Origin of the sequence: Bacillus sp. RE35 (assembly GCF_052146655.1) — a bacterium.
GTDB lineage: Bacteria > Bacillota > Bacilli > Bacillales > Bacillaceae_G > Bacillus_A > Bacillus_A cereus.
Map to the genome: position 1 here is coordinate 32,501 of NZ_CP197377.1, position 25,286 is coordinate 57,786.

The following is a 25,286-nucleotide window of genomic DNA, read 5'->3' on the forward strand; positions in this document are numbered from 1 at the left end:
CCGCAGTGAATAGGCCCAAGCGACTGTTTAGCAAAAACACAGCTCTCTGCGAAGCCGTAAGGCGAAGTATAGGGGGTGACACCTGCCCGGTGCTGGAAGGTTAAGGAGAGGGGTTAGCGTAAGCGAAGCTCTGAACTGAAGCCCCAGTAAACGGCGGCCGTAACTATAACGGTCCTAAGGTAGCGAAATTCCTTGTCGGGTAAGTTCCGACCCGCACGAAAGGTGTAACGATTTGGGCACTGTCTCAACCAGAGACTCGGTGAAATTATAGTACCTGTGAAGATGCAGGTTACCCGCGACAGGACGGAAAGACCCCGTGGAGCTTTACTGTAGCCTGATATTGAATTTTGGTACAGTTTGTACAGGATAGGCGGGAGCCATTGAAACCGGAGCGCTAGCTTCGGTGGAGGCGCTGGTGGGATACCGCCCTGACTGTATTGAAATTCTAACCTACGGGTCTTATCGACCCGGGAGACAGTGTCAGGTGGGCAGTTTGACTGGGGCGGTCGCCTCCTAAAGTGTAACGGAGGCGCCCAAAGGTTCCCTCAGAATGGTTGGAAATCATTCGTAGAGTGCAAAGGCATAAGGGAGCTTGACTGCGAGACCTACAAGTCGAGCAGGGACGAAAGTCGGGCTTAGTGATCCGGTGGTTCCGCATGGAAGGGCCATCGCTCAACGGATAAAAGCTACCCCGGGGATAACAGGCTTATCTCCCCCAAGAGTCCACATCGACGGGGAGGTTTGGCACCTCGATGTCGGCTCATCGCATCCTGGGGCTGTAGTCGGTCCCAAGGGTTGGGCTGTTCGCCCATTAAAGCGGTACGCGAGCTGGGTTCAGAACGTCGTGAGACAGTTCGGTCCCTATCCGTCGTGGGCGTAGGAAATTTGAGAGGAGCTGTCCTTAGTACGAGAGGACCGGGATGGACGCACCGCTGGTGTACCAGTTGTTCTGCCAAGGGCATAGCTGGGTAGCTATGTGCGGAAGGGATAAGTGCTGAAAGCATCTAAGCATGAAGCCCCCCTCAAGATGAGATTTCCCATAGCGTAAGCTAGTAAGATCCCTGAAAGATGATCAGGTTGATAGGTTCGAGGTGGAAGCATGGTGACATGTGGAGCTGACGAATACTAATAGATCGAGGACTTAACCATATAATATGTAGCAAATGTTATCTAGTTTTGAAGGAATATGCCTTCATAGTTTGGTGATGATGGCAGAGAGGTCACACCCGTTCCCATACCGAACACGGAAGTTAAGCTCTCTAGCGCCGATGGTAGTTGGGACCTTGTCCCTGTGAGAGTAGGACGTCGCCAAGCAACTAAAAACACAAGTCATTTGACTTGTGTTTTTTTGTATTGTTAAAAAGAATGGGAAAGAAGTAATGGAAATACAAACACGTTACCCAAGAGTTAATCATATTATATAAAAGATGGGTGTATATTTTTCTGTAAATTGTTAAGGATTAGAAGTATAAAATAGGTTCACTTAAATAGGGAGGGAAGATTATGAAATTACAAAGTGAAGTTTGTATTGTTTGTGAGACAAAAAGAAAAGAAGGTATATATGTTTATAATAATTTAATATGCCATGAATGTGAAAAGGATATGGTGAATACAGAGACAGATGATCCGAAATATATATATTATTTAAAGCAGCTTCGAAAATTAGAAGTATCATATTTTTAAATAGGCATATGCCTATTATTTTTTTTGTTCTGTATAATAGATAGAGAATGAATAATAAGGAAGAGATGTAGATGAATCAAAATCGTATGCCTTTATATGAGGCGTTAATAGAGTTTAAAGAAAGAGGGCCGTTATCCTTTCATGTTCCTGGTCATAAGAATGGTTTAAACTTCCCTCAGGAGGCAATAAGAGAGTTTAAAGGTATTCTATCTATTGATGTAACTGAATTAGCAGGACTAGATGATTTGCATAGTCCGTTTGAATGTATAGATGAGGCACAACAATTATTGGCTGAAGTTTATAATACAAAGAGAAGTTATTTTTTAATTAATGGTTCAACAGTCGGGAACTTAGCAATGATTTTGTCTTGTTGCGGGGAACATGATATTGTTCTTGTACAAAGAAATTGTCATAAATCAATTATTAATGGTTTAAAACTTGCAGGAGCAAATCCCATTTTTTTAGATCCATGGATTGATGAAGCTTATAACGTACCAGTGGGAGTTCGTAATGAAATTATTAAGAACGCAATTGGAAAGTATCCAAATGCGAAAGCACTTATTTTAACGCATCCTAATTATTATGGTATGGGGATGGATCTAGAGGCAAGCATCGCTTTTGCACATGCACATAAAATCCCTGTTTTGGTAGATGAGGCACATGGGGCACATCTATGTTTGGGAGAACCATTTCCGAAGTCAGCATTAACATATGGTGCAGATATTGTAGTTCATTCTGCACATAAAACATTACCCGCAATGACAATGGGTTCCTATTTACATATAAATAGTCATTTAGTAGACGAAGATAAGGTTACTACTTATTTAAGTATGCTACAATCTAGTAGTCCATCGTATCCAATTATGGCTTCCTTGGATATAGCACGCTTTACAATGGCGCGTATAAAAGAAAAAGGTCACAGTGAAATTGTTGAGTTTTTACGAAGATTTAAGGAACAATTACGTTCTATTCCCCAAATCACCATTTTAGAATATCCGTTGCAAGATGAGTTAAAGGTCACCGTACAAACTCGTTGTCAGTTATCAGGGTACGAATTACAGTCTGTATTTGAAAAGGTCGGTATATATACAGAGATGGCTGATCCGTACAATGTCCTATTTATTTTACCCTTACAAGTAAATGAGGGATATATGAAGGTTATAGAGATGATCCGAGTAGCATTGCAACATTATGAGGTGAAAGACAAGAGGGAATCTATTCGTTATACTTATAATGGTGAATTCTCTCTTTTACCGTATACGTATAAACAACTAGACGGATATGAAACAAAGATAGTATCTATAGAAGAGGCTGTTGGAATGATAGCGGCGGAAATGGTGATTCCGTATCCACCTGGAATTCCATTAATTATGTATGGAGAGAGAATTACTTCAGAGCATAAAGAGCAAATTATGTATTTAGAAAGAGCAGGAGCTCGTTTTCAAGGTAATACGAAATATATGAAAGTGTATGATATAGAAAGTAGGTTTTAGGATGAAGGGATTATTTGTAACAATTGAGGGCCCAGAAGGTTCAGGTAAAACAACGTTAATTAAAAGCTTATTGCCATATTTTGAACAAAAAGCACAGAAGGTAATGGCGACAAGGGAACCAGGCGGTATTGCAATTTCTGAGGATATTAGGACGATTTTACATAAACAAGAATATACGATGATGGAAGCACGTACAGAAGCGCTTCTTTATGCTGCTGCGCGCAGACAACATTTAGTAGAAAAAGTTATGCCAGCACTTAATGAGAACTACCTCGTGTTATGTGATCGTTTTATAGATAGCTCTTTAGCATACCAAGGCTATGCAAGAGGATTGGGTATGGATAAGGTATTTGAAATAAATCGTTTCGCAACAGAGGACTGTATGCCTAGTTTAACAATTTATCTAGACATTGAGCCTGAGGTTGGTTTGGCTCGGATTGAAAAAGATGCAGGACGTGAAGTAAATCGACTAGATATGGAAGATATCTCTTTCCATAAACGTGTGCGCGAAGGGTATTTACAAGTTGTAGAACGTTTCTCGGATCGTATTGTATTGGTAAATGCTGATCAACCGATGGAAAAACTTATAGAAGAAGTTGTTCAGATTATAGAAGATAAATTGTTATAATAGAAGGAAAGAATGAAATAAGTGAGGTATGCATTATGACGAAGACGTGGGAGCAGCTTTCTGCTATACAACCCATCGGTGTAAAAATGTTGATGAATAGCATTGCAAAAGAGCGTATATCCCACGCTTACTTGTTAGAGGGAGGGAAAGGGACAGGAAAGTTTGCGACAGCAATTCAAATGGCAAAGAGTTTCCTCTGTTCTGAGCGGAATGGAGTAGAGCCCTGTCATGTATGTACAAACTGTAAGCGAATTGATTCAGGTAACCACCCTAACTTACATATTGTAAAACCAGACGGATTATCTATTAAGAAGCAGCAAATTCATGATTTACAAGAAGAGTTTTCAAAAACAGGATTAGAGGCAAATAAAAAATTATATATTATTGAGCACGCAGATCGTATGACAGCAAATGCGGCAAATACACTTTTGAAATTTTTAGAAGAACCAAGTAGTGATACAACTGCTATTTTACTTACTGAACAAAGTCATCAAATTTTAAATACGATTTTATCTCGCTGCCAAGTTGTTACGTTTAGACCGTTACCTACGGAATCTTTAATTAGAAGATTACAGGATGAAGGGATTACAGCATCTTTATCGACACTTGCTGCTCAACTTACAAATAGTTTTGATGAAGCTTTAGCTTTATGTAGTGATGAATGGTTTGCACAAGCACGAGCTTTAGTGATAAAATTATGTGAAGCGCTCGAAAAAGATAAAACCTCTATTTTTTTTGTACAAGAAAAATGGGGAAAACACTTTGGAGAGAAAGAACAATTACAGCAAGGTTTAGATATGTTACTCCTTATTTATAAGGATTTATTATATGTTCAACTTGGAGAAGAAGATCGTCTTGTTTTTCATGAGCAGAAAGAGATGTTTGAATCGTTTTCCTATGCTCAGAAGCGCATTGTATCAGCTCTCTTTAATATATTAGAGGCAAAAAATAGAATCAACGCTAATGTAAATGCGCAGCTTGTGTTCGAACAGTTAGTGTTGCGGTTGCAGGAGGGATGACCGTTTTGTATGATGTAGTAGGTGTTCGCTTTAAGAAGGCCGGAAAGGTATATTACTTTGATCCAAACCAGTTCGATATCTCTGAAAATGAGTTTGTCATTGTAGAAACGGTAAGAGGTATTGAATACGGAAAAGTAGTTATTACCAAAAAACAAGTTGATGAAAACGATGTTGTATTACCGCTAAAAAAGGTTATTCGTATTGCAAATGAAAATGATCGTACCATTGTTGAAGAGAACAAACATGCTGCCAAAGAAGCATATCAAGTCTGTCAACAAAAGGTAGTAGAGCATAATCTTGATATGAAACTTGTAGATGTAGAGTATACATTCGATCGTAATAAGATTATTTTCTATTTTACTGCGGATGGTCGGATCGATTTCCGCGAACTAGTGAAGGACTTAGCCGCAATTTTTAGAACAAGAATTGAACTAAGACAAATTGGTGTTCGTGATGAAGCGAAGATGCTAGGTGGTATTGGTCCATGTGGTCGTATGCTTTGTTGTTCTACTTTTTTAGGGGATTTTGAACCTGTATCCATTAAAATGGCAAAGGATCAAAATTTATCATTAAATCCTGCAAAAATCTCTGGTTTATGTGGTCGCTTAATGTGTTGCTTAAAATATGAGAATGATGAATATGAGGCAGCAAAGGAACAACTTCCTGATTTAGATCAACGTATACAAACCCCGCATGGTACTGGCCGTGTTATCGGATTAAATATTTTAGAAAGATTAATTCAAGTGGAACTAGTAGACAAGGAACGGATAGTAGAATATACGTTAGATGAGTTAGTGAATAAAGGGGTCGTTTCGAGTCAAACCACAGATTAATGAGGTGGGTGCTTGTGGAGAAAAAAGATATTTTTGAATCGGTTTCTAGTATGGAAGAGCAAATTGGACATTTATATAAACAGTTGGGAGAGTTAAAACAGCATCTTGCAGAGTTGTTGGAAGAAAACCAGCATATAAAAATGGAAAATAACAATTTGCGACACCGTTTTGAAGAAGTGCAGAATAAAGAAAAACAAAAAACTCAAAAACGTAAAGAAGTGAAGCCGAAAACAGATATTGGTGAAGGCTATGACAATTTAGCGAGACTATATCAAGAAGGTTTTCATATTTGCAATCTACATTATGGAAGTGTACGTAAAGAGGGAGATTGTTTGTTCTGTCTTTCATTCTTAAATAAAAAGTGAAATTACCTTTCCAATTATAATTGGAAAGGTAATTTTTTATACATGAAATAGGGTAGGTTAAGGGTAAGAAAAGGAGCAGTATATGAATTTATATGAAGATGAACGTTTAGATTACTTATTAGCACAAGACATGAAGATTATACAAAGCCCATCAGTATTTAATTTTTCTTTAGATGCCGTTTTACTCGCAGATTTTGCATGGGTACCAATTCAAAAGGGGAATTTACTTGATTTGTGTACAGGTAACGCGGTTGTTCCCCTTCTATTAAGTACAAGAACAAAAGGAAATATTACTGGTGTGGAAATTCAAGAACGCTTATATGATATGGGAGTAAGAAGTGTTCAATACAATGGGTTGGAAGAAAGAATTCACCTCATACATGGAGATTTGAAAGATATGCCAGAGAAACTTGGGCGTCATCAATATGATGTTGTTACATGCAATCCACCATATTTTCAAACACCTCAAACTTCAGAGAAAAATATGAATGAACATTTAGCGATAGCTCGTCATGAAATTATGTGTACATTAGAAGATGTTGTATCTGCAAGTAGTCAGTTAGTAAAACAAGGTGGGAAAGTAGCGTTTGTACATCGTCCAGGGCGATTACTAGACATTGTCACATTAATGCGTAAATATAAAATTGAACCAAAGCGTGTGCAATTTGTTTATCCTAAGGTTGGAAAAGAAGCAAATACATTGTTAATTGAAGGAATTAAGGATGGAAATGCAGATTTGAAAATTTTACCGCCTCTCGTTGTATATGAGAACAATAACGAATATACAAAGGAGCTACGTTCAATTTTATATGGAGAAGAATAAGCACTTTTTTTATGTGGTAGAGTGCTCTGATGGAAGTTATTATGCTGGATATACAAACCATATAGAAAAGAGAATTCAGACTCATAATAGCGGCAAAGGGGCTAAGTATACACGCGTCAGGCTTCCTGTCGTTTTAAAATATGTAGAGACCCACGATGATAAGCGTACAGCTATGCAAGCGGAGTATTACTTTAAGCAATTAACGAGAAAACAAAAAGAGGCATATATGCAAAAAGGAGAACGCTATGTGGCAACAAAAAAGCTTTCAACAAAATGAAAAGGGAGTTTTATATTTAGTACCAACTCCTATTGGAAATCTAGAAGATATGACATTTCGTGCAATCCGAATTTTAAAAGAAGTTGATTTAATTGCTGCTGAAGATACGAGACAAACGAAAAAACTTTGTAATTATTTTGAAATTGAAACACCTGTCACGAGTTATCATGAGCACAATAAAGAAGTAAGTGGGAAGAAACTATTAGAGAAATTAGAGGATGGAAAGAATGTAGCACTTGTTAGTGACGCTGGTATGCCGTGTATTTCTGATCCAGGTTACGATATTGTCGTTGAGGCAGTAGCTGAGCAATATCATGTAATTCCGCTTCCTGGAGCAAATGCAGCCCTTACAGCATTAATTGCATCCGGTCTTGAAACAAAGCAGTTTTATTTCTATGGTTTCTTGCAGAGAAACAAAAAGGAACGGAAGATGGAGTTAGAAAAGCTTCGTTATGTACAAACTACAATGATGTTTTATGAAGCACCTCATCGTTTAGATGATACTTTAATTTCGATGCAGGAAGTGTTGGGAAATAGAGAGATTGTATTATGTCGAGAGTTAACGAAAAAATTTGAGGAATTTATTCGAGGAACAATCGAAGAAGCAATTGAGTGGACGAAGCAAAATGAAGTACGTGGTGAGTTTTGTATTTTAGTAGCTGGTTCAACAGAAGAACCTGCTCCAGAAGAACAATGGTGGGAATCTCTTTCGGTATATGATCATATTGAATATTATATAAATGAAAAAAGTATGAATTCAAAAGAAGCGATTAAAACAGTCGCTAAAGATCGAGATTTGTCGAAAAGAGATGTATATCAAATCTATCATGTCGATAAAAAATAAGCTTCTCATAATTGAGAAGCTTATTTTGCTGTTTCGATATAATCTTGAAGTTCGTTTAAGATTTGCTCAGCGCCTTCTTTGCTTAAGATGATTTTACCTTCAGCTAAAGAAAGGTTACCGTCAGATACTTCACCAGTTACTTGGCAAGTCATGTTTGGTTTATATTTCTTTAAGATGATTTTTTCGTCATCAACATAGATTTCAAGAGCGTCCTTTTCTGCAATACCTAAAGTACGGCGTAATTCGATTGGAATTACTACACGACCTAATTCATCAACTTTACGAACAATACCAGTAGATTTCATAATTTTTTTCCTCCTAAATAAATAGTTTATAAGTTTCGAGTCTATTTTTAGATTCGTCATTTTTCGACAAAATACCCTATGGACATATGATACCAATCATTTACATTTCCGTCAATTCTTAAATTCTATATTTTTTAAAAAGATTTATAGATTTCTTATTTCTTATATATAATATATTGAGAGGAAATTCCACAATTATTTACATTATTTTCTGAAAAAATAATAAATTAAAAGTGGATATTGTATATTTTTTTGAAATATGAGCAATAGATGATAAAGATATTGAGCATTAAGACCTAAATTGAAAATTAGGTTGGCGTAAAGAAGATAAGTTAGATTTGGGCTGCTCGTAAAAGCCCAATTAACGTAGGCTAATAATTAGTGGGGAGGAACAAAAACCCTACTGATTAAAGTTTCACTTTATATATGAGTTTTTGATATACTGTTTATAAATACATATGAGGTTATTCGGGAGGTCCAAAACAATGACAGAGGAAAATAAGTCCTTTTATATTACTACCCCAATTTATTATCCAAGTGGAAAATTACACATTGGACATGCTTATACGACAGTAGCAGGAGATGCGATGGCACGATATAAGCGTATGCAAGGTTATAATGTGCATTATTTAACAGGAACTGATGAACATGGACAGAAGATCCAAAAGAAAGCAGAAGAGTTAAATATTACGCCACAGGCATATGTTGATAACATTGTTGCAGGAATTAAAGAGCTTTGGGAGAAGATGGATATTTCTTATGATGATTTTATTCGTACAACTGAAGATCGTCATAAAGATGTTGTCGAAAAAATCTTTAAACAATTAGTAGATCAAGGTGACATTTATCTTGATGAATATGAAGGTTGGTATTCTGTACAAGATGAGACGTTCTATACAGAGCATCAATTAGTAGAGCCAATTATGGAAGGCGACAAAGTAGTTGGAGGAAAAAGCCCAGATAGTGGTCATGATGTAGAACTTGTTCGTGAAGAATCTTATTTCTTTAGAATGGGTAAATATGTCGACAGACTATTAAAGTTCTATGAAGATAATCCACATTTCATTCAGCCGGAGTCTCGTAAAAATGAAATGATTAATAATTTTATTAAACCGGGATTAGAAGATTTAGCAGTTTCTCGTACTTCATTTGACTGGGGAGTTCGTGTTCCTGGTAACCCAAAACACGTTATTTACGTATGGGTTGACGCATTATCTAACTATATTACGGCGTTAGGTTATGGAACAGCAAATGAAGAGAAATATAAAAAATTCTGGCCTGCAGATGTGCATTTAGTTGGGAAAGAAATTGTTCGTTTCCATACAATTTATTGGCCGATAATTTTAATGGCATTAGATTTACCTCTTCCGAAGAAAGTCTTTGCTCATGGCTGGATTTTAATGAAGGATGGAAAGATGAGTAAGTCAAAAGGAAACGTAGTAGATCCAGTTACATTAATCGATCGTTACGGATTAGATGCATTACGTTATTACCTACTTCGTGAAGTTCCATTTGGATCTGATGGCGTATTTACACCAGAAGGATTTGTGGAGCGTATTAATTTCGACTTAGCAAATGACTTAGGTAATTTATTAAATCGTACAGTAGCTATGATTGATAAGTACTTTAACGGAGAAATCCCTGCATTTAAAGCAGATGTGACGGAATTTGATGAAACGTTAGTAGCGTTTGCACAAGATACTTTGAAAAAAGTAGAAGAAGCAATGGAGAATATGGAGTTCTCTGTAGCGTTAGGATCTATTTGGCAACTAGTTAGTCGTACGAATAAATATATTGATGAAACACAACCATGGGTATTAGCAAAAGATGAGAATGATCGTGAAAAGTTAGCCTCTGTAATGGCTCATTTAGCAGAAGTACTTCGTCAAACAGGTATTATGCTTATGCCATTCTTAACAGTAGCACCAAGCAAGATGTTTGCTCAGCTTGGCCTTACTGATGAAGCTCATAAATCTTGGGAAAGTCTATCTACAATTGGCTGCATTCCAGCTGGAACAAAAGTAGAAAAAGGAAACCCAATTTTCCCTCGTTTAGAAATGGAAGTGGAAGTAGAGTACATTAAAGAACAAATGAAAAGCTCTGCTCCTAAAGTAGAAGAGAAAAAAGAAGAAGAACCGAAGGCAGAAGAAATTACAATTGATGATTTCTTTAAAGTAGAATTACGCGTAGCTGAAGTACTATCTGCTGAACCTGTGAAAAAAGCAGACAAGCTGTTAAAAATTCAACTAGACTTAGGTACAGAAAAGCGTCAAGTTGTTTCTGGAATTGCAAAATTCTATTCGCCGGAAGACTTAAAAGGTAAAAAGGTTATTTGTGTAACAAACTTAAAACCTGTAAAATTACGCGGTGAATTATCGCAAGGTATGATTTTAGCGGGTGAAGAGAATGGCGTATTGTCATTAGCATCAATTGACCAAAATCTACCAAATGGTACAAAAATCAAGTAATTAAGACAAGAAAAGAGATGTTTCACGTGTAACATGTGTGAAGCGTCTTTTTTCTTTTTACACTCTCTATTTTTGCATTAAGATTGTAGTATTGTTATCGTTAAGTTATTAAAGAACTTATTTTTGTAGAATAAACTTGATTTCAATATAAAAGGAGTTATGTATTATGTTGTTTGATACACATTCACATTTGAATGCAGAGCAATTCGAAGGAGATTTGCAAGAGGTTATTGCCCGAATGAAAGAAGCGGGAGTTACTTATACAGTTGTTGTTGGTTTTGATGAAGTAACGATAAAAAAGGCGATGGAATTAGCTGAAGCCTATGATTTTATTTACGCTGCGGTTGGGTGGCACCCAGTTGATGCAATCGACATGACAGAAGAACATTTAGCTTGGTTAGAAGAACTTGCTTCTCATCCTAAAGTCGTTGCACTTGGAGAAATGGGCTTAGATTATCACTGGGATAAGTCTCCAAAAGAAATACAGAAAGAAGTATTCCGTAAACAAATTGCATTAGCGAAAAAAGTAAAATTGCCGATTATTATACATAACCGCGATGCAACTCAAGATATTGTTGATATTCTAGAAGAAGAGAATGCAGCTGAAGTAGGAGGCATTATGCATTGCTTTAGCGGCAGCGTAGAGGTAGCAGAGCGATGTGTTGATATGAACTTTTTAATTTCGTTAGGTGGACCAGTTACATTTAAAAACGCTAAGAAGCCGAAAGAGGTTGCTACGGAGATTCCATTAGAGAAATTGTTAATAGAGACGGATTGTCCGTATTTAACACCGCATCCATTTCGAGGGAAACGAAATGAACCGAGTTATGTAAAACTCGTGGCAGAAGAAATTGCGAATTTAAAAGGAATTTCTTATGAGGAAGTAGCAGAAATGACAACTAAAAATGCAAAAGTTTTATTTGGTGTTGAATAAAAAAGAATGGGGAAACCTGTTCTTTTTTATTTTGAGAAAAACTAGTAGAAGTGATGAAGAAAATAAATGTGAATGATGAAGTGTTACAATAAGGACAGAGAACAAAGATTTTTCTATTCTATTTTTTAAAATATAAGAATGGGGAAAATAATAATGGAAAAGTCGTCATTTTTTTGTTTTACTAAGTAGAGACGAAATGAGTGTGGAGGCAAGCATGAAAATAAAAGAGATTATCGTTGTAGAAGGTAAAGATGATACAGTTGCGATTAAGCGTGCTGTTGATGCGGATACAATTGAAACGAACGGTTCAGCAATCGGTGATCATGTTATTGAGCAAGTTAAATTAGCGCAGCAAAAAAGGGGCGTTATTATTTTCACAGATCCGGATTATCCTGGAGAGCGTATTCGAAAAATTATTTCTGACAAGGTTCCTGGCTGTAAGCATGCCTTTTTACCGAAGGAAGAAGCGCTTGCTAAAAGGAAAAAGGGTGTTGGGATCGAACACGCTTCTAATGAGTCGATTCGCCGCGCTCTAGAGAATATACATGAAGAAATGGAAGCTTACACAAGTGAAATTAGTTGGAGTGATTTAGTCGATGCAGGCTTAGTGGGCGGAGAAATGGCAAAGAGCCGCAGAGAAAGAATGGGTAAGCTATTAAAGATTGGTTATACAAATGCAAAACAGTTACATAAACGATTACAGATGTTTCAAGTTTCAAAGGAATCATTTGCAGAAGCTTATAAGCAAGTAATACAGGAGGAAAAAAAATGAAGGATATCGCAACGCCAAATCGTACAAAAGACATTGTTGAAAAGTATGGATTTTCATTCAAAAAAAGTTTAGGACAAAACTTTTTAATTGATACAAATGTATTAAATCGTATTGTCGATCATGCAGAAATTGGTTCAGAAAGTGGTGCAATTGAAATTGGACCAGGTATTGGTGCATTAACAGAGCAATTAGCAAAGCGTGCTAAAAAAGTAGTGGCTTTTGAAATTGATCAAAGACTATTACCAATTTTAGATGAGACGTTAGCGCCATATGGTAACGTTACAGTTATTAATAAAGACGTACTAAAAGCAGATGTACATGAAGTATTTAATGAGCAATTTGAAGAAGGGCAAGATGTAATGGTAGTAGCTAACTTACCATACTATATTACAACGCCAATTTTATTTAAATTGCTTGAAGAAAAGTTACCAGTTCGTGGATTTGTTGTTATGATGCAAAAAGAAGTTGGAGATCGTTTAGCTGCTAAACCTGGAACGAAAGAGTATGGTTCTTTATCGATTGCTATTCAGTATTATACAGAAGTTGAAACAGTTATGACTGTACCGCGTACAGTGTTTGTACCACAGCCAAATGTTGATTCTGCAATTATTCGCCTTCTAAAGCGTCCGAAACCGGTTGTAGAGGTGACAGATGAAACATTCTTCTTTGAAGTAGTACGAGCAAGTTTCGCACAGCGCCGTAAAACTTTGATGAATAATTTATCAAATAATTTAAATGGTTTCCCGAAAGATAAGGAATTATTGGATCGAATTTTAACAGAAGTAGGAATTGATCCAAAGCGAAGAGGCGAAACGCTATCTATTGAAGAGTTTGCAACATTAAGTAATGCATTAGTTCTTCATAAATTATCATAAGAATATGAAAGGGACAGTTCAACTTGAACTGTCCCTTTTGTCACCTTTCTCTCTTTAAATTCATACTTTAAAAACAGGTAAGATGGCCTAATGAGTTTGGAGGTAGGAGAATGGTTTTACATGTTGGAGAATTAGTGGAACGATATTCTCATAAGAGGGATATTCTTTTTCGTATTATAGAAATAAAAGGCGAGATAGCTATATTGTTTGGAGAGGAAATTAGACTGGTGGCGGATGCGCCACTTGAAGATTTAATTAGTATAGATCAAAGAGAACATAAAAAAAGGGTGAAGCGTGAGAAAGAAACAATGGAGCGCACGTATCGTTTGTTTCAACAAGATTATGTACTGATGAAACAAAGGCATGAACATACTTCAACGGGTGGATACACAAGTGAGGTGAATTATTTTCAAATGCCGGGACGTGTATTGCATATAGATGGAGACCCTTTATATTTGCGCAAGTGCTTAGATTTATATAATAAAATTGGCGTTCCTGTTCAAGGTATTCATTGTAAAGAAACGGAGATGCATGAAAAAGTAGTAGACTTAATAGATCACTTTCGCCCAGACATTCTCGTTATTACAGGGCATGATGCATATACAAAATCAAAAGGAGTGAAGGGAGATTTAGCGGCATATAGGCATTCAAGACATTTTGTACAGGCTGTTCGTGAAGTGCGAAAAAAATATCCATCATTGGATCAACTTGTTATTTTTGCTGGGGCATGTCAATCACATTTTGAGGCACTAATTCGTGCAGGGGCCAATTTCGCTAGTTCACCATCTAGAATTAATATTCATGCACTAGATCCTGTATATGTAGTTGGTAAAATTAGTTTTACTTCATTTATGGAGAGAGTCAATGTATGGGATGTCGTACGTAATACAATTACTGGTGAAAAGGGACTAGGTGGAATTGAAACGAGAGGGATTTTACGAACGGGATTACCTTTTCAACATTACGAAGAGTAAGCAGGATACATATGTATCTTGCTTTTTTGTATGGAAGGATTTAAATGAATTTGGATAAAAAGAGGTAAGAACGTGCAGACTACGTAATGATACTTTTACAATATAGTATTTCTTCTATCTATTCAAACGCAGGATGATATTAGCTGTGAATCGCGGTTAATAATTAGGATAGATATATCGTGCTTTAAGTGTTCAATCTAAATTACAGCGAGGTGTAGCGAAGTATATGTCAAAACGTTTAGATGAAATTAAAAGCGAATTAGATCACCATCTTGGACAGCGACTTATGTTAAAAGCAAATAGTGGAAGAAGAAAAACTGTGGAGCAATCAGGTGTACTAGCAGAAACATACCGTTCCGTTTTTGTTGTACAATTAGATCAACAAGAAGATGCGTTGCAACGTGTATCTTATAGTTATGCAGATGTTTTAACAGAGACAGTAGAGTTAACATTTTATGGAGACCCTCATAATGAGGTCATTTTATAATCCGTATATCATTACATATATTCCCATAAATGAAAAGCTATATTATTTTGCATACTAACTATACCGTAGCAAAATAAGGAGGGACTCTGCATTGAGTAGACGAAGAGGTGTCATGTCAAACCAATTTAAAGAAGAGCTAGCAAAAGAGCTTGGCTTTTATGATGTTGTTCAGAAAGAAGGATGGGGCGGAATTCGTGCGAAAGATGCTGGTAACATGGTGAAACGTGCTATAGAAATTGCAGAACAGCAATTAATGAAACGAAACCAGTAGTTGTAAGATACTTTCTATGCTACGGTAGCCGAGGAGACATTCCTCGGCTTTTTGTACTCTAAAAGGTGCCATCATTTTACATAAGTAGTTTCATTCTGAATGCTTTTCGTTATAATTAGGGAAGTGTCATCGTCTTACTATAAATTTATGGTAAAATAAACGATAAAAGATTGAGTACATAGAGTGGGTGAATAGATTGAAGCTACTAGTGAAAGCACCAGCAAAGATTAATCTGTCGTTAGATGTACTGGGAAAAAGACAAGACGGATATCATGAAGTGAAAATGATTATGACAACCATTGATTTAGCAGATCGTCTAGAACTAACGGAATTAGCAGAAGACCGTATTGAAATTTTATCCCATAATCGGTATGTCCCAGACGACCAACGAAATTTAGCTTATCAGGCAGCGAAATTATTAAAAGAGAAGTTTAATGTAAAAAAAGGTGTATCTATTACTATTGAAAAAACGATTCCAGTAGCAGCTGGATTAGCAGGTGGAAGTAGTGATGCAGCAGCCACATTACGTGGTCTTAATAAATTATGGAATTTAGGGCTTACAATTGATGAGTTAGCAGAGCTTGGCGCAGAAATTGGATCAGATGTATCGTTCTGTGTATACGGAGGCACAGCAATTGCCACTGGAAGAGGAGAGAAAATTGAGCATATAAAGACTCCGCCTTCTTGTTGGGTTATTTTAGCGAAACCACATATAGGTGTATCTACTGCTGATGTGTATGGAAATTTAAAGTTAAATCGAGTTACACATCCGAATGTAGATAAAATGGTTGATGTCATAAATTCTGGTGATTATAAAGGAATTTGTGATACTGTTGGTAACGTTTTAGAAGATGTAACATTTGGAATGCATCCTGAAGTTGCCCGTATTAAATCACAGATGAAGCGATTTGGAGCGGATGCTGTATTAATGAGTGGAAGTGGTCCAACTGTATTTGGACTTGTACACCATGATTCACGAATGCATCGCATTTATAACGGATTAAAAGGATTTTGTGAACAAGTCTATGCGGTACGTTTATTAGGAGAGCGAGAAACGCTTGAATAAAGACGTATAATACGTTATGATTTGTTTAGAATATTCGTGATTTGAGGTGAGAGTATGAAAATTAGAAGAAGTACAAGATTAGTCGATATGACTTATTACTTGCTACAAAACCCTCGTCAGCTAGTATCTCTCACTTTTTTTGCTGAAAGGTATCAATCGGCTAAGTCTTCCATTAGTGAAGATTTAGTTATTATTAAGCAAACGTTTGAACAACAAGGGGTCGGCACATTGCAAACGATACCAGGAGCAGCAGGAGGAGTGAAATATATACCGTATATAAGTGAAGAAGAGGCAGATCTAATTATTGATGAGCTTTGTGGCTTATTTGAAAACCCAGATCGTATTTTGCCTGGCGGTTACTTATACATGACAGATTTATTGAGTAATCCTCGCCATATTAATGGCGCAGGTCGTTTGTTTGCTTCTGTTTTTGCTAGGCAACCAATTGATGCAGTTATGACGGTGGCAACGAAGGGGATTCCACTTGCTTATGCAGTGGCAAATTACTTAGATGTACCAGTTGTAATTGCAAGGAAAGATAATAAGGTAACAGAAGGTCCGACTGTTAGTATTAACTATGTGTCGGGTTCTTCTAAACGAATTCAAACAATGACGTTAGCAAAACGCAGTCTTCCAGAAGGGTCGAATGTTTTAATTATTGATGACTTCATGAAAGCTGGCGGAACAATTCAAGGTATGATGAGTATGTTAGAAGAGTTCAAGGCTAATGTTGTTGGTATTGGTGTATTAGTAGAATCCACAGATATTGAAGAACGACTAATTAATAATTTTGTATCATTAATTCGTCTATCGGAAGTTGATGTGAAAGAAAAAACGATTCAAGTGGAAAAAGGGAATTATTCTCTTGCGCCATTTGATGAAGGGCTTGTAGAGGCGGAATAAAAGATAGAGCAGATAGCTCTATCTTTTTTTATTTTATTTATAGATTATAAAATAGATGGACAAACTGCCTTTCGTACACTATTTTTAAAGAGTAAAATAAATAATAAAAGGGTGAAAAGTATGAAAGTTGTTCAAACAAGCAAGGCACCACAAGCAATTGGACCTTATTCACAGGGGATTATTGTAAATAACATGTTCTATAGCTCAGGACAAATTCCATTGACGGCAAATGGGGAGCTTGTAACAGGAGATGTAACAGTACAAACAGAACAAGTATTTCAAAATTTACAAGCGGTATTAGAGGAAGCAGGTGCTTCATTTGATACAGTCGTAAAAACAACAGTATTTTTAAAGGACATGGATGATTTTAATGCTGTGAATGAAGTGTATAGCTCTTATTTCTCTACTCATAAACCAGCTCGATCTTGTGTGCAAGTAGCAAAATTACCGAAAGATGTTTCCGTTGAAATTGAAGTAATCGCCCTAGTTAAGTAACCTTTTGTAAGCGATAACCTCCACTAATCTCTATATTCAACTACTTTAAAAATTTTTATCTTAAAAATTTTTAAAAAATTAAAGGGAAAATAGAAAATTTGTGGAATTTATACAAATATATCGCTTATTTAGAAAAGGGTGGTGAACACAAGATGGAAGTGACTGACGTAAGATTACGCCGCGTAAACACAGAAGGCCGCATGAGAGCAATTGCCTCTATTACTCTAGACCATGAATTTGTTGTTCATGATATTCGTGTAATTGATGGTAATAATGGATTATTTGTAGCAATGCCAAGTAAACGTACTCCAGATGGAGAGTTCCGTGACATTGCACATCCAATTAATTCTGGTACACGCTCTAAAATTCAAGATGCGGTTTTAACAGAGTATCATCGTTTAGGCGAGTTAGAAGAGGTTGAGTTTGAAGAAGCAGGTGCTTCGTAAAATTCGAATGAAAAGGGCTTTTGACAAAAAGCCTTATAATTTTGTAGCAAACTCCTGTAAGCATTTACAGGGGTTTGTTTTTTTTGCTTTATATTTGGAAACTGCATAATTTATTAACATAAAAAGAAGAAACTACTAATTTTTTCAAAATCATTTTAAATAGTATAGCTTATTTCTTAAAAAAGATACTAAAGAGTAAAACATCTTATAAGAATTATGGTAAAATTTAATAGTTAAAATGTGTTTCTTGAAATATATGATGATTTAGGATAATATCTTTAATGGATAAATAGGTTGCGATGGAGGGTCTATATGTCAAACAGATTTGCAGTGATTCTAGCTGCAGGTAAAGGCACACGTATGAAGTCTAAGCTATACAAAGTGCTGCATCCTGTATGTGGGAAACCTATGGTACAACACGTAGTCGATCAAGTATCTCAATTAGGATTGCAGAAACTTGTAACGGTTGTTGGACATGGTGCTGAAATGGTACAAGAACAGCTAGGGAACGTAAGTGAATTTGCATTACAAGCAGAACAACTTGGTACAGCACATGCTGTAGATCAAGCTGCAAGTGTACTTGCAAATGAAGAAGGAACAACTTTAGTTATTTGTGGTGATACGCCTCTAATAACTGCTGAAACAATGGAAGCATTACTTCAGCAACATAAAGAAGCAGGAGCAATGGCGACGGTGCTAACAGCATACATAGAAGAGCCTGCTGGATATGGCCGTATTGTTCGTAATGAGAATGGTCATGTTGAAAAGATTGTTGAGCATAAAGATGCAAATGAGAAAGAATTAGCTATTAAAGAAATCAATACAGGTACGTATTGTTTTGATAATAAGGCTTTATTTGCTTCACTTTCTAAAGTTTCAAATGATAACGTGCAAGGTGAATATTACCTTCCAGATGTTATTGAGATTTTAAAAAATGAAGGTCATATCGTATCAGCTTATCAAACAGAGCAGTTCGACGAAACGTTAGGTGTTAACGACAGAGTCGCTCTATCGCAAGCGGAAATTATTATGAAAAACCGTATCAACCGAAAGAACATGGTAAACGGTGTTACAATTATTGATCCAAGTAACACTTATATTTCTGCTGATGCAGTTATCGGTAGTGATACAGTTCTTCATCCAGGAACAATTATTGAGGGGAACACTGTAATTGGCTCTGATTGTGAAATTGGACCGCATACAGTAATTCGCGATAGTGAAATTGGAGATCGTACGACAATTCGACAATCTACTGTACATGATAGTAAGCTTGGTACAGAAGTATCGGCTGGTCCATTTGCACATATTCGCCCAGATTCAGTTATTGGAGACGAAGTACGGGTTGGAAACTTCGTGGAAATCAAAAAAACTGTCTTTGGTAATAGAAGTAAAGCTTCACACTTGAGTTATATCGGGGATGCACAAGTTGGAGAAGACGTGAATCTTGGTTGTGGTTCAATTACGGTGAACTATGACGGTAAGAATAAATTCAAAACTGTGATTGGTAATGGGGTATTTATTGGATGTAATTCAAACCTTGTTGCTCCAGTAACAGTTGAAGATGGTGCTTATGTGGCAGCAGGCTCTACAATTACAGAGAATGTTCCATCAAAAGCATTATCGGTAGCACGTGCACGTCAAGTTAACAAAGAAGACTATGTTGATCAATTGCTGAATAAGAAAAAATCATAATGTGGAGGGTTAATCTAGATGTCGACTCAATATCTAAATTCTAATTTGAAAGTATTCTCTTTAAACTCTAATAAGGAACTTGCTGAGCAGATTGCAAAGCATATTGGAGTAGGGCTAGGAAAATGTTCTGTTGATCGTTTTAGTGATGGAGAAGTTCAAATTAACATTGAAGAAAGTATCCGTGGTTGCGATGTATTCATTATTCAATCTACAAGCTTCCCAGTAAACGAACATATCATGGAATTACTTATTATGATTGATGCATTAAAACGTGCATCTGCGAAAACAATTAATATTGTTATTCCTTACTATGGTTATGCGCGTCAAGACCGTAAAGCGCGTTCTCGTGAACCAATTACATCGAAACTTGTAGCAAACTTGCTTGAAACAGCAGGTGCAACTCGTGTAATCACTCTAGATTTACATGCTCCACAAATTCAAGGATTCTTTGATATCCCAATCGACCACTTAATGGGTGTACCGATTCTTTCAGATTACTTTGAAACAAAAGGTCTTAAAGATATCGTAATCGTGTCTCCTGACCATGGTGGTGTAACTCGTGCAAGAAAAATGGCAGATCGTCTAAAAGCGCCAATCGCTATTATTGATAAGCGTCGTCCTCGCCCGAACGTATCAGAGGTAATGAACATTATCGGTAATATTGAAGGTAAAACAGCGATTTTAATTGATGACATCATTGATACAGCTGGTACAATTACATTAGCAGCAAACGCTCTTGTTGAGAACGGTGCTTCTGAAGTATATGCTTGCTGTACACACCCAGTATTATCTGGTCCAGCAATTGAGCGTATTCAAAATTCAAATATTAAAGAGTTAGTTGTAACGAACTCTATCGTATTACCAGAAGAGAAGAAAATCGACAAAGTACATGAACTTTCAGTTGCTCCATTAATCGGAGAAGCAATCATTCGTGTATACGAAGAAGAATCTGTGAGTGTATTATTCAATTAATTGGATAGAATGAGACGTAACCAAAATTGGTTACGTCTTTTCGTATCGAAAAAAGAAAGTAGTGGTACAAGAATGAAATTGATAGTAGGACTTGGGAACCCAGGTAGAGAATATGAATTAACAAGGCATAATATTGGATTTATGGCCATTGATGAACTTGCGAAGCGTTGGAACATTTCTTTGAATGAACAAAAATTTAAAGGTGTATTTGGTGCAGGGTTTGTTAATGGAGAAAAGGTAATCTTATTAAAGCCGCTAACATACATGAACTTATCTGGGGAAAGTATTCGTCCACTCATGGATTATTATAAAATTGATGTTGAGGACTTCGTTGTTATGTACGACGATTTGGACATTCCTGTAGGTAAATTGCGTCTTCGCATGAAAGGTAGTGCTGGTGGACATAATGGTGTAAAGTCAACGATTTCGCACCTAGGAACACAAGAATTTCAACGTATCCGTATGGGAATCGATCGCCCGAAAAATGGAATGAAGGTAGTCGATTATGTATTAGGACGCTTTACATCTGAAGAGATTCCGGATGTTAACCATTCTATTGAAAAAGCAGCGGATGCATGTGAAGAGTGGCTAAATAAGCCTTTTCTCCAAATCATGAATACTTTCAATAGTTAAAAATGAGATTGGGAATATTTCTCTTTTGTTTTACCCATACTAGTAGTAATTGAATTTTTAGGAGGCTAGTATGGAAGGGTATTATTATTGCAGACACTGCGGAGGTAATGTAGGCTCCATTAACGCAGAAAAAGTATATAGCGACGTTTTATTTCAACTAACAGAGCAAGAAGTAGTAGAAATGATTCATTTTCATGAGAATGGAAATATATATATAAAAACGATTTGTGAATCGTGTCAAGAAACGCTCGCATCTTATCCTGAGTATTATGAGTATGAAAAATTTCTGCAATAAAATGTTGTCGCTTTGGCATGTCCAAAGCATTTTTCTGTTTTCCTTTTCCGAAATATTTGCATAAAATAGAATGACTTGCTCTTTATGTTGAGAGGAGTTTTAAAAATGATAGGTTTATTAGAGCAATTTTATAAAAATGAAGAGATACAATCGGTTATTAATGGATTAGAAGATGGGTTAAAAGAACAACTTATATCAGGGATGGCAACGTCTTCTCGTTCGTTATTAATGGCGGCTTTATATAAAAAAACAAAAAAATCACAATTAATCGTGACACATAACTTATACCAAGCACAAAAAGTACATGAAGATTTAGTGGCGTTACTTGGTGAAAAAGATGTGTGGCTATATCCAGTGAATGAACTGATAGCATCGGAAATTGGGGTTGCAAGTCCAGAATTGAAGGCGCAACGTATAGAAGTGTTAAATCGCTTGGCTGCGGGAGAGAATGGAATCATTGTAGCGCCAGTGGCAGGATTGCGTAGATTTTTACCAATAAAAGAATTGTGGAAGCAAAAGCAAGTTGAAATCAATCTAGGGCAAGAGATTGATTTAGATGCGCTCTTGCATACTTTACATCATATTGGCTATGAACGTAAGTCGATGGTAGAAGCTCCAGGGGAGTTCAGTTTGCGTGGGGGAATATTAGATATTTATCCTTTAACTGAAGAACTACCATTTCGTATTGAATTCTTTGATACAGAAGTCGATTCTATTCGATTATTTGATGTGGATGAACAGCGTTCTCAAGGTAAAAAAGAAAGCGTTAGGTTTGGTCCGGCAACAGAGTTTTTATTTTCACAGGAAGAATTAAAATCAGGAATTCAGCATCTTGAAGAAGGTTTAACTAAGACGATGCAAAAACTTTCTGATGATAAACTAAAGACTACAGTGCTTGAGACGGTAAGTCATGAAATTGAGATGTTGAAAAACGGGCAAAGTATAGAACAGATGTTTAAATACTTATCTATTTTCTATAAAGAACCTGCTAGTCTGATAGATTATTTACCAGAAGACGGTGTTGTAATTTTAGACGAGATTTCCCGTATTCAAGAAACAGCATCGCATCTTGAAACAGAAGAGGCGGAATGGTATATATCACTTCTTGGTGAAGGAACAATTATTCAAGATTTATCTTTCTCTCACCCATTCGAGGGGTTTCTTCATCATAAAAAAAGAAGTTTTGTATATTTAACGTTATTCTTGCGTCATATCGCACACACACATCCGCAAAATATTGTTAATGTAACATGTAAAACAATGCAAGATTTCCATGGACAGATGAATTTGTTAAAAACAGAAATTGATAGATGGAATGAAGGGCATTTTACGACTGTTGTACTTGGAACAGATGATGAACGTGTGAAAAAATTACAACATATTTTAAGTGATTATGATATTGAGGCAGATATTGTAGAAGGTACAGATATCTTATTGCCTGGAAGGTTACAAATTGCTGTAGGTGATTTACATGCAGGATTTGAAATGCCGATGCAAAAGCTTGTTGTCATTACTGAAAAGGAGCTTTTTCATAAGAAAGTTAAAAAATCACAACGTAAACAAAAGTTATCGAATGCTGAACGTATTAAAAGTTATTCGGAATTAAAAGTTGGAGATTATGTAGTTCACGTAAATCATGGTATAGGTAAATTTTTAGGTATTGAGACATTAGAGATTAATGGTGTTCACAAAGATTATTTAAATATTAAATATCAAGGTAATGATAAGCTATACGTTCCAATTGAACAAATTGATCAAGTCCAAAAATATGTAGGATCTGAAGGTAAGGATCCGAAAGTTTATAAATTAGGCGGTAATGATTGGAAAAAGGTTAAAACGAAAGTTGAAAAATCTGTACAAGACATTGCGGATGACCTAATTAAACTATATGCTGAGCGCGAAGCTTCAAAAGGCTATGCATATACGCCAGATACGGCAGAACAACAAGAGTTCGAATCCTCTTTCCCATATCAAGAGACAGAGGATCAGTTACGTTCTATTGACGAGATTAAAAAAGATATGGAACGCGGACGCCCGATGGATAGGCTCCTTTGTGGTGACGTAGGGTATGGAAAGACTGAAGTGGCTATTCGTGCGGCATTTAAAGCAATTATGGATGAAAAACAAGTTGCAATTTTAGTACCGACAACGATTCTTGCGCAGCAACACTATGAAACAATTCGAGAGCGTTTTCAAGATTATCCGATCAATATAGGCTTATTAAGTAGATTCCGTACGAGAAAACAACAAAATGAAACAATTAAGGGCTTAAAGGATGGAACAGTAGATATCGTAATCGGAACACATCGTATTTTATCTAAAGATGTTACGTATAAAGATTTAGGGCTTCTTATTATTGATGAAGAACAAAGATTTGGTGTAACACATAAAGAAAAAATTAAACAATTGAAGGCAAATGTTGACGTATTAACATTAACGGCAACTCCGATTCCGCGGACGCTTCATATGTCTATGCTTGGTGTGCGCGACTTATCTGTTATTGAGACACCACCAGAAAATCGTTTCCCAGTCCAAACGTATGTAGTAGAGTATAATCCAGCGTTAATGCGAGAGGCAATAGAGCGAGAGCTTGCAAGAGGTGGTCAAGTTTACTTCCTATATAACCGTGTAGAGGATATTGAAAGAAAAGCAGATGAAATTTCGATGTTAGTTCCAGATGCCCGCGTAACGTACGCACATGGGAAAATGAACGAAAGCGAATTAGAGTCTGTTATGCTATCATTTTTAGAAGGACAGCATGATGTTCTTGTAAGTACAACAATTATTGAGACGGGTGTAGATATTCCGAATGTAAATACGTTAATTGTATTTGATGCAGATCGTATGGGATTATCACAGTTGTATCAGCTTCGTGGGCGTGTTGGACGTTCTAATCGTGTTGCGTATGCATACTTTGCATATAAACGTGACAAAGTGCTGTCAGAGGTTGCAGAGAAGCGTCTACAAGCAATTAAAGAGTTCACGGAACTTGGATCTGGTTTCAAAATTGCGATGAGAGATTTATCTATTCGTGGAGCAGGTAATTTGTTAGGGGCAGAACAGCATGGATTTATTGATTCTGTCGGATTTGATCTATATTCGCAAATGTTAAAAGATGCAATTGAACAGCGTAGAGGAACAGATGGGGCTGAAAATATAGTTAATGTTGAAATTGACTTAGAGGTAGATGCATATTTACCAGATGCTTATATTTCAGATAGTAAGCAAAAAATTATGATGTATAAACAATTTAGAGGTGTTTCTGCAATTGAGGATATTGAAGAATTGCAGGAAGAAATGATCGATAGATTTGGCGATTATCCACAAGAAGTTGGTTATTTATTACAAATTGCAAATATTAAAGTGTTGGCAATGAAAGAACAAATTGAATTAATTAAGCAGAATAAATTTGAAGTAACATTCCTATTTTCTGAACAAGCAAGTCAAAATATTGATGGTGGAAAATTATTCATGCTCGGAAATAGTTTTGGACGTATGATCGGTTTAGGAATGGAAGGATCACAATTGAAAATTGTTATGAAAACAAATGGCTTAGAGACATCGAAGTGGTTAACAATTGCTGAAAATTTATTAAAAGGCTTACCAGATGTAAAAAAAGAAGTAATAAATGCCTAAAATAAGATAAAAAAATACAATTCGACGTGCATAGAAGAACTAATGTGTAAAATACTATGTCTAACAGTTGGTGATTTTTACATGAACAGGTAAATTC

26 protein-coding genes and 2 rRNA genes (1 of these 28 cut by a window edge) are annotated in these 25,286 nt (G+C 36.3%); 27 read left to right on the forward strand and 1 reads right to left on the reverse strand.

Features of this window, described 5'->3' with window-relative positions:
* The 11 genes from ACTL4X_RS00165 to rsmI form a co-directional block, all read left to right on the forward strand.
* Positions 1-1,149: ribosomal RNA gene (locus tag ACTL4X_RS00165) — 23S ribosomal RNA — on the forward strand; it begins 1,773 nt to the left of the window's first position.
* 49 nt (positions 1,150-1,198) lie between these two features.
* Positions 1,199-1,314: ribosomal RNA gene (rrf, locus tag ACTL4X_RS00170) — 5S ribosomal RNA — on the forward strand.
* 189 nt (positions 1,315-1,503) lie between these two features.
* Entirely contained in the window at positions 1,504-1,683 is a 180-nt protein-coding gene (locus ACTL4X_RS00175; protein ID WP_000776278.1) for a sigma factor G inhibitor Gin, read from the forward strand.
* Positions 1,684-1,754: 71 nt separating this feature from the next.
* A complete protein-coding gene (locus ACTL4X_RS00180) occupies positions 1,755-3,176 on the forward strand; it encodes an aminotransferase class I/II-fold pyridoxal phosphate-dependent enzyme (RefSeq protein WP_001075301.1) in 1,422 nt (473 codons plus the stop codon).
* Position 3,177: 1 nt separating this feature from the next.
* Complete coding sequence (gene tmk / locus ACTL4X_RS00185) at positions 3,178-3,804, forward strand: dTMP kinase (RefSeq protein WP_000677218.1); 627 nt, start codon at positions 3,178-3,180, stop codon at positions 3,802-3,804.
* Positions 3,805-3,839: 35 nt separating this feature from the next.
* Positions 3,840-4,823: a DNA polymerase III subunit delta' gene (holB, locus tag ACTL4X_RS00190; protein ID WP_000169564.1), complete on the forward strand. Its 984-nt coding sequence runs from the start codon at positions 3,840-3,842 to the stop codon at positions 4,821-4,823.
* Positions 4,824-4,828: 5 nt separating this feature from the next.
* On the forward strand, positions 4,829-5,656 hold the full coding sequence (locus ACTL4X_RS00195; protein WP_000272429.1) for a PSP1 domain-containing protein: 828 nt from the start codon (positions 4,829-4,831) through the stop codon (positions 5,654-5,656).
* A gap of 14 nt (positions 5,657-5,670) precedes the next feature.
* Positions 5,671-6,021, forward strand: a complete 351-nt coding sequence (gene yabA, locus ACTL4X_RS00200; RefSeq protein WP_000412063.1) for a DNA replication initiation control protein YabA — start codon at positions 5,671-5,673, stop codon at positions 6,019-6,021.
* An 82-nt stretch (positions 6,022-6,103) separates the two neighbouring features.
* Complete coding sequence (locus ACTL4X_RS00205) at positions 6,104-6,844, forward strand: tRNA1(Val) (adenine(37)-N6)-methyltransferase (RefSeq protein WP_001055366.1); 741 nt, start codon at positions 6,104-6,106, stop codon at positions 6,842-6,844.
* Positions 6,831-7,121, forward strand: coding sequence for a GIY-YIG nuclease family protein (locus ACTL4X_RS00210; protein ID WP_000414350.1), 291 nt, complete (start codon positions 6,831-6,833; stop codon positions 7,119-7,121). Before ACTL4X_RS00205 ends, ACTL4X_RS00210 begins: the two co-directional genes overlap by 14 nt.
* Positions 7,090-7,965, forward strand: a complete 876-nt coding sequence (rsmI, locus tag ACTL4X_RS00215) for a 16S rRNA (cytidine(1402)-2'-O)-methyltransferase (RefSeq protein ID WP_000267821.1) — start codon at positions 7,090-7,092, stop codon at positions 7,963-7,965. The genes ACTL4X_RS00210 and rsmI overlap by 32 nt, the downstream gene beginning before the upstream one ends.
* Before the next feature lie 20 nt (positions 7,966-7,985).
* Here rsmI and ACTL4X_RS00220 read toward each other — a convergent pair whose 3' ends face one another.
* Entirely contained in the window at positions 7,986-8,270 is a 285-nt protein-coding gene (locus tag ACTL4X_RS00220; protein WP_000843036.1) for an AbrB/MazE/SpoVT family DNA-binding domain-containing protein, read from the reverse strand.
* Between the two features lie 485 nt (positions 8,271-8,755).
* Here ACTL4X_RS00220 and metG point away from each other — a divergent pair, with 485 nt between their 5' ends.
* The 16 genes from metG (at position 8,756) to mfd (ending at position 25,189) form a co-directional block, all read left to right on the forward strand.
* Positions 8,756-10,738 carry a methionine--tRNA ligase gene (metG, locus tag ACTL4X_RS00225; protein WP_441394970.1) on the forward strand — a complete coding sequence of 661 codons (1,983 nt, stop codon included), beginning with the start codon at positions 8,756-8,758 and terminating at the stop codon, positions 10,736-10,738.
* 166 nt (positions 10,739-10,904) lie between these two features.
* Positions 10,905-11,672: a TatD family hydrolase gene (locus ACTL4X_RS00230; RefSeq protein WP_000895851.1), complete on the forward strand. Its 768-nt coding sequence runs from the start codon at positions 10,905-10,907 to the stop codon at positions 11,670-11,672.
* A gap of 214 nt (positions 11,673-11,886) precedes the next feature.
* Positions 11,887-12,444, forward strand: a complete 558-nt coding sequence (rnmV, locus tag ACTL4X_RS00235) for a ribonuclease M5 (protein ID WP_000692835.1) — start codon at positions 11,887-11,889, stop codon at positions 12,442-12,444.
* Positions 12,441-13,319, forward strand: coding sequence for a 16S rRNA (adenine(1518)-N(6)/adenine(1519)-N(6))-dimethyltransferase RsmA (gene rsmA / locus ACTL4X_RS00240; protein ID WP_000651548.1), 879 nt, complete (start codon positions 12,441-12,443; stop codon positions 13,317-13,319). Before rnmV ends, rsmA begins: the two co-directional genes overlap by 4 nt.
* A gap of 110 nt (positions 13,320-13,429) precedes the next feature.
* On the forward strand, positions 13,430-14,293 hold the full coding sequence (gene yabG / locus ACTL4X_RS00245; RefSeq protein WP_000242868.1) for a sporulation peptidase YabG: 864 nt from the start codon (positions 13,430-13,432) through the stop codon (positions 14,291-14,293).
* A 226-nt stretch (positions 14,294-14,519) separates the two neighbouring features.
* The gene (veg, locus tag ACTL4X_RS00250; RefSeq protein ID WP_000044347.1) at positions 14,520-14,780 is read left to right on the forward strand and encodes a biofilm formation stimulator Veg; all 261 of its coding nucleotides are present in this window, start codon (positions 14,520-14,522) and stop codon (positions 14,778-14,780) included.
* Between the two features lie 91 nt (positions 14,781-14,871).
* Entirely contained in the window at positions 14,872-15,051 is a 180-nt protein-coding gene (gene sspF, locus ACTL4X_RS00255) for an acid-soluble spore protein SspF (protein ID WP_002094215.1), read from the forward strand.
* A 196-nt stretch (positions 15,052-15,247) separates the two neighbouring features.
* Positions 15,248-16,117, forward strand: coding sequence for a 4-(cytidine 5'-diphospho)-2-C-methyl-D-erythritol kinase (gene ispE, locus ACTL4X_RS00260; RefSeq protein ID WP_000772104.1), 870 nt, complete (start codon positions 15,248-15,250; stop codon positions 16,115-16,117).
* 54 nt (positions 16,118-16,171) lie between these two features.
* Positions 16,172-17,020: a pur operon repressor gene (gene purR / locus ACTL4X_RS00265; RefSeq protein ID WP_000702466.1), complete on the forward strand. Its 849-nt coding sequence runs from the start codon at positions 16,172-16,174 to the stop codon at positions 17,018-17,020.
* A gap of 120 nt (positions 17,021-17,140) precedes the next feature.
* Complete coding sequence (locus tag ACTL4X_RS00270) at positions 17,141-17,515, forward strand: RidA family protein (protein WP_000869815.1); 375 nt, start codon at positions 17,141-17,143, stop codon at positions 17,513-17,515.
* Positions 17,516-17,667: 152 nt separating this feature from the next.
* Entirely contained in the window at positions 17,668-17,961 is a 294-nt protein-coding gene (gene spoVG / locus ACTL4X_RS00275; protein WP_000454041.1) for a septation regulator SpoVG, read from the forward strand.
* Between the two features lie 312 nt (positions 17,962-18,273).
* On the forward strand, positions 18,274-19,653 hold the full coding sequence (gene glmU / locus ACTL4X_RS00280; RefSeq protein ID WP_441394971.1) for a bifunctional UDP-N-acetylglucosamine diphosphorylase/glucosamine-1-phosphate N-acetyltransferase GlmU: 1,380 nt from the start codon (positions 18,274-18,276) through the stop codon (positions 19,651-19,653).
* Between the two features lie 18 nt (positions 19,654-19,671).
* Positions 19,672-20,625: a ribose-phosphate diphosphokinase gene (locus tag ACTL4X_RS00285; protein WP_000107420.1), complete on the forward strand. Its 954-nt coding sequence runs from the start codon at positions 19,672-19,674 to the stop codon at positions 20,623-20,625.
* Between the two features lie 72 nt (positions 20,626-20,697).
* Positions 20,698-21,258 carry an aminoacyl-tRNA hydrolase gene (gene pth, locus ACTL4X_RS00290; RefSeq protein WP_000767702.1) on the forward strand — a complete coding sequence of 187 codons (561 nt, stop codon included), beginning with the start codon at positions 20,698-20,700 and terminating at the stop codon, positions 21,256-21,258.
* A 70-nt stretch (positions 21,259-21,328) separates the two neighbouring features.
* Complete coding sequence (locus tag ACTL4X_RS00295; RefSeq protein ID WP_000399438.1) at positions 21,329-21,553, forward strand: anti-sigma-F factor Fin family protein; 225 nt, start codon at positions 21,329-21,331, stop codon at positions 21,551-21,553.
* Positions 21,554-21,658: 105 nt separating this feature from the next.
* Entirely contained in the window at positions 21,659-25,189 is a 3,531-nt protein-coding gene (gene mfd / locus ACTL4X_RS00300; protein ID WP_000579688.1) for a transcription-repair coupling factor, read from the forward strand.
* Positions 25,190-25,286: the final 97 nt, after the last annotated feature.

Coding starts and splice junctions, on each gene's coding strand:
- ACTL4X_RS00210 (WP_000414350.1), top strand. CDS start 6,831: ATGGAGAAGAATAAGCACTTTTTTTATGTGGTAGAGTGCTCTGATGGA.
- glmU (WP_441394971.1), top strand. CDS start 18,274: ATGTCAAACAGATTTGCAGTGATTCTAGCTGCAGGTAAAGGCACACGT.
- ACTL4X_RS00205 (WP_001055366.1), top strand. CDS start 6,104: ATGAATTTATATGAAGATGAACGTTTAGATTACTTATTAGCACAAGAC.
- ACTL4X_RS00180 (WP_001075301.1), top strand. CDS start 1,755: ATGAATCAAAATCGTATGCCTTTATATGAGGCGTTAATAGAGTTTAAA.
- rnmV (WP_000692835.1), top strand. CDS start 11,887: ATGAAAATAAAAGAGATTATCGTTGTAGAAGGTAAAGATGATACAGTT.
- spoVG (WP_000454041.1), top strand. CDS start 17,668: ATGGAAGTGACTGACGTAAGATTACGCCGCGTAAACACAGAAGGCCGC.
- veg (WP_000044347.1), top strand. CDS start 14,520: ATGTCAAAACGTTTAGATGAAATTAAAAGCGAATTAGATCACCATCTT.
- ACTL4X_RS00175 (WP_000776278.1), top strand. CDS start 1,504: ATGAAATTACAAAGTGAAGTTTGTATTGTTTGTGAGACAAAAAGAAAA.
- ACTL4X_RS00220 (WP_000843036.1), bottom strand. CDS start 8,270: ATGAAATCTACTGGTATTGTTCGTAAAGTTGATGAATTAGGTCGTGTA.
- mfd (WP_000579688.1), top strand. CDS start 21,659: ATGATAGGTTTATTAGAGCAATTTTATAAAAATGAAGAGATACAATCG.
- ACTL4X_RS00230 (WP_000895851.1), top strand. CDS start 10,905: ATGTTGTTTGATACACATTCACATTTGAATGCAGAGCAATTCGAAGGA.
- tmk (WP_000677218.1), top strand. CDS start 3,178: ATGAAGGGATTATTTGTAACAATTGAGGGCCCAGAAGGTTCAGGTAAA.
- yabG (WP_000242868.1), top strand. CDS start 13,430: ATGGTTTTACATGTTGGAGAATTAGTGGAACGATATTCTCATAAGAGG.
- ACTL4X_RS00285 (WP_000107420.1), top strand. CDS start 19,672: ATGTCGACTCAATATCTAAATTCTAATTTGAAAGTATTCTCTTTAAAC.
- rsmI (WP_000267821.1), top strand. CDS start 7,090: ATGTGGCAACAAAAAAGCTTTCAACAAAATGAAAAGGGAGTTTTATAT.
- metG (WP_441394970.1), top strand. CDS start 8,756: ATGACAGAGGAAAATAAGTCCTTTTATATTACTACCCCAATTTATTAT.
- holB (WP_000169564.1), top strand. CDS start 3,840: ATGACGAAGACGTGGGAGCAGCTTTCTGCTATACAACCCATCGGTGTA.
- purR (WP_000702466.1), top strand. CDS start 16,172: ATGAAAATTAGAAGAAGTACAAGATTAGTCGATATGACTTATTACTTG.
- ACTL4X_RS00270 (WP_000869815.1), top strand. CDS start 17,141: ATGAAAGTTGTTCAAACAAGCAAGGCACCACAAGCAATTGGACCTTAT.
- ACTL4X_RS00295 (WP_000399438.1), top strand. CDS start 21,329: ATGGAAGGGTATTATTATTGCAGACACTGCGGAGGTAATGTAGGCTCC.
- pth (WP_000767702.1), top strand. CDS start 20,698: ATGAAATTGATAGTAGGACTTGGGAACCCAGGTAGAGAATATGAATTA.
- rsmA (WP_000651548.1), top strand. CDS start 12,441: ATGAAGGATATCGCAACGCCAAATCGTACAAAAGACATTGTTGAAAAG.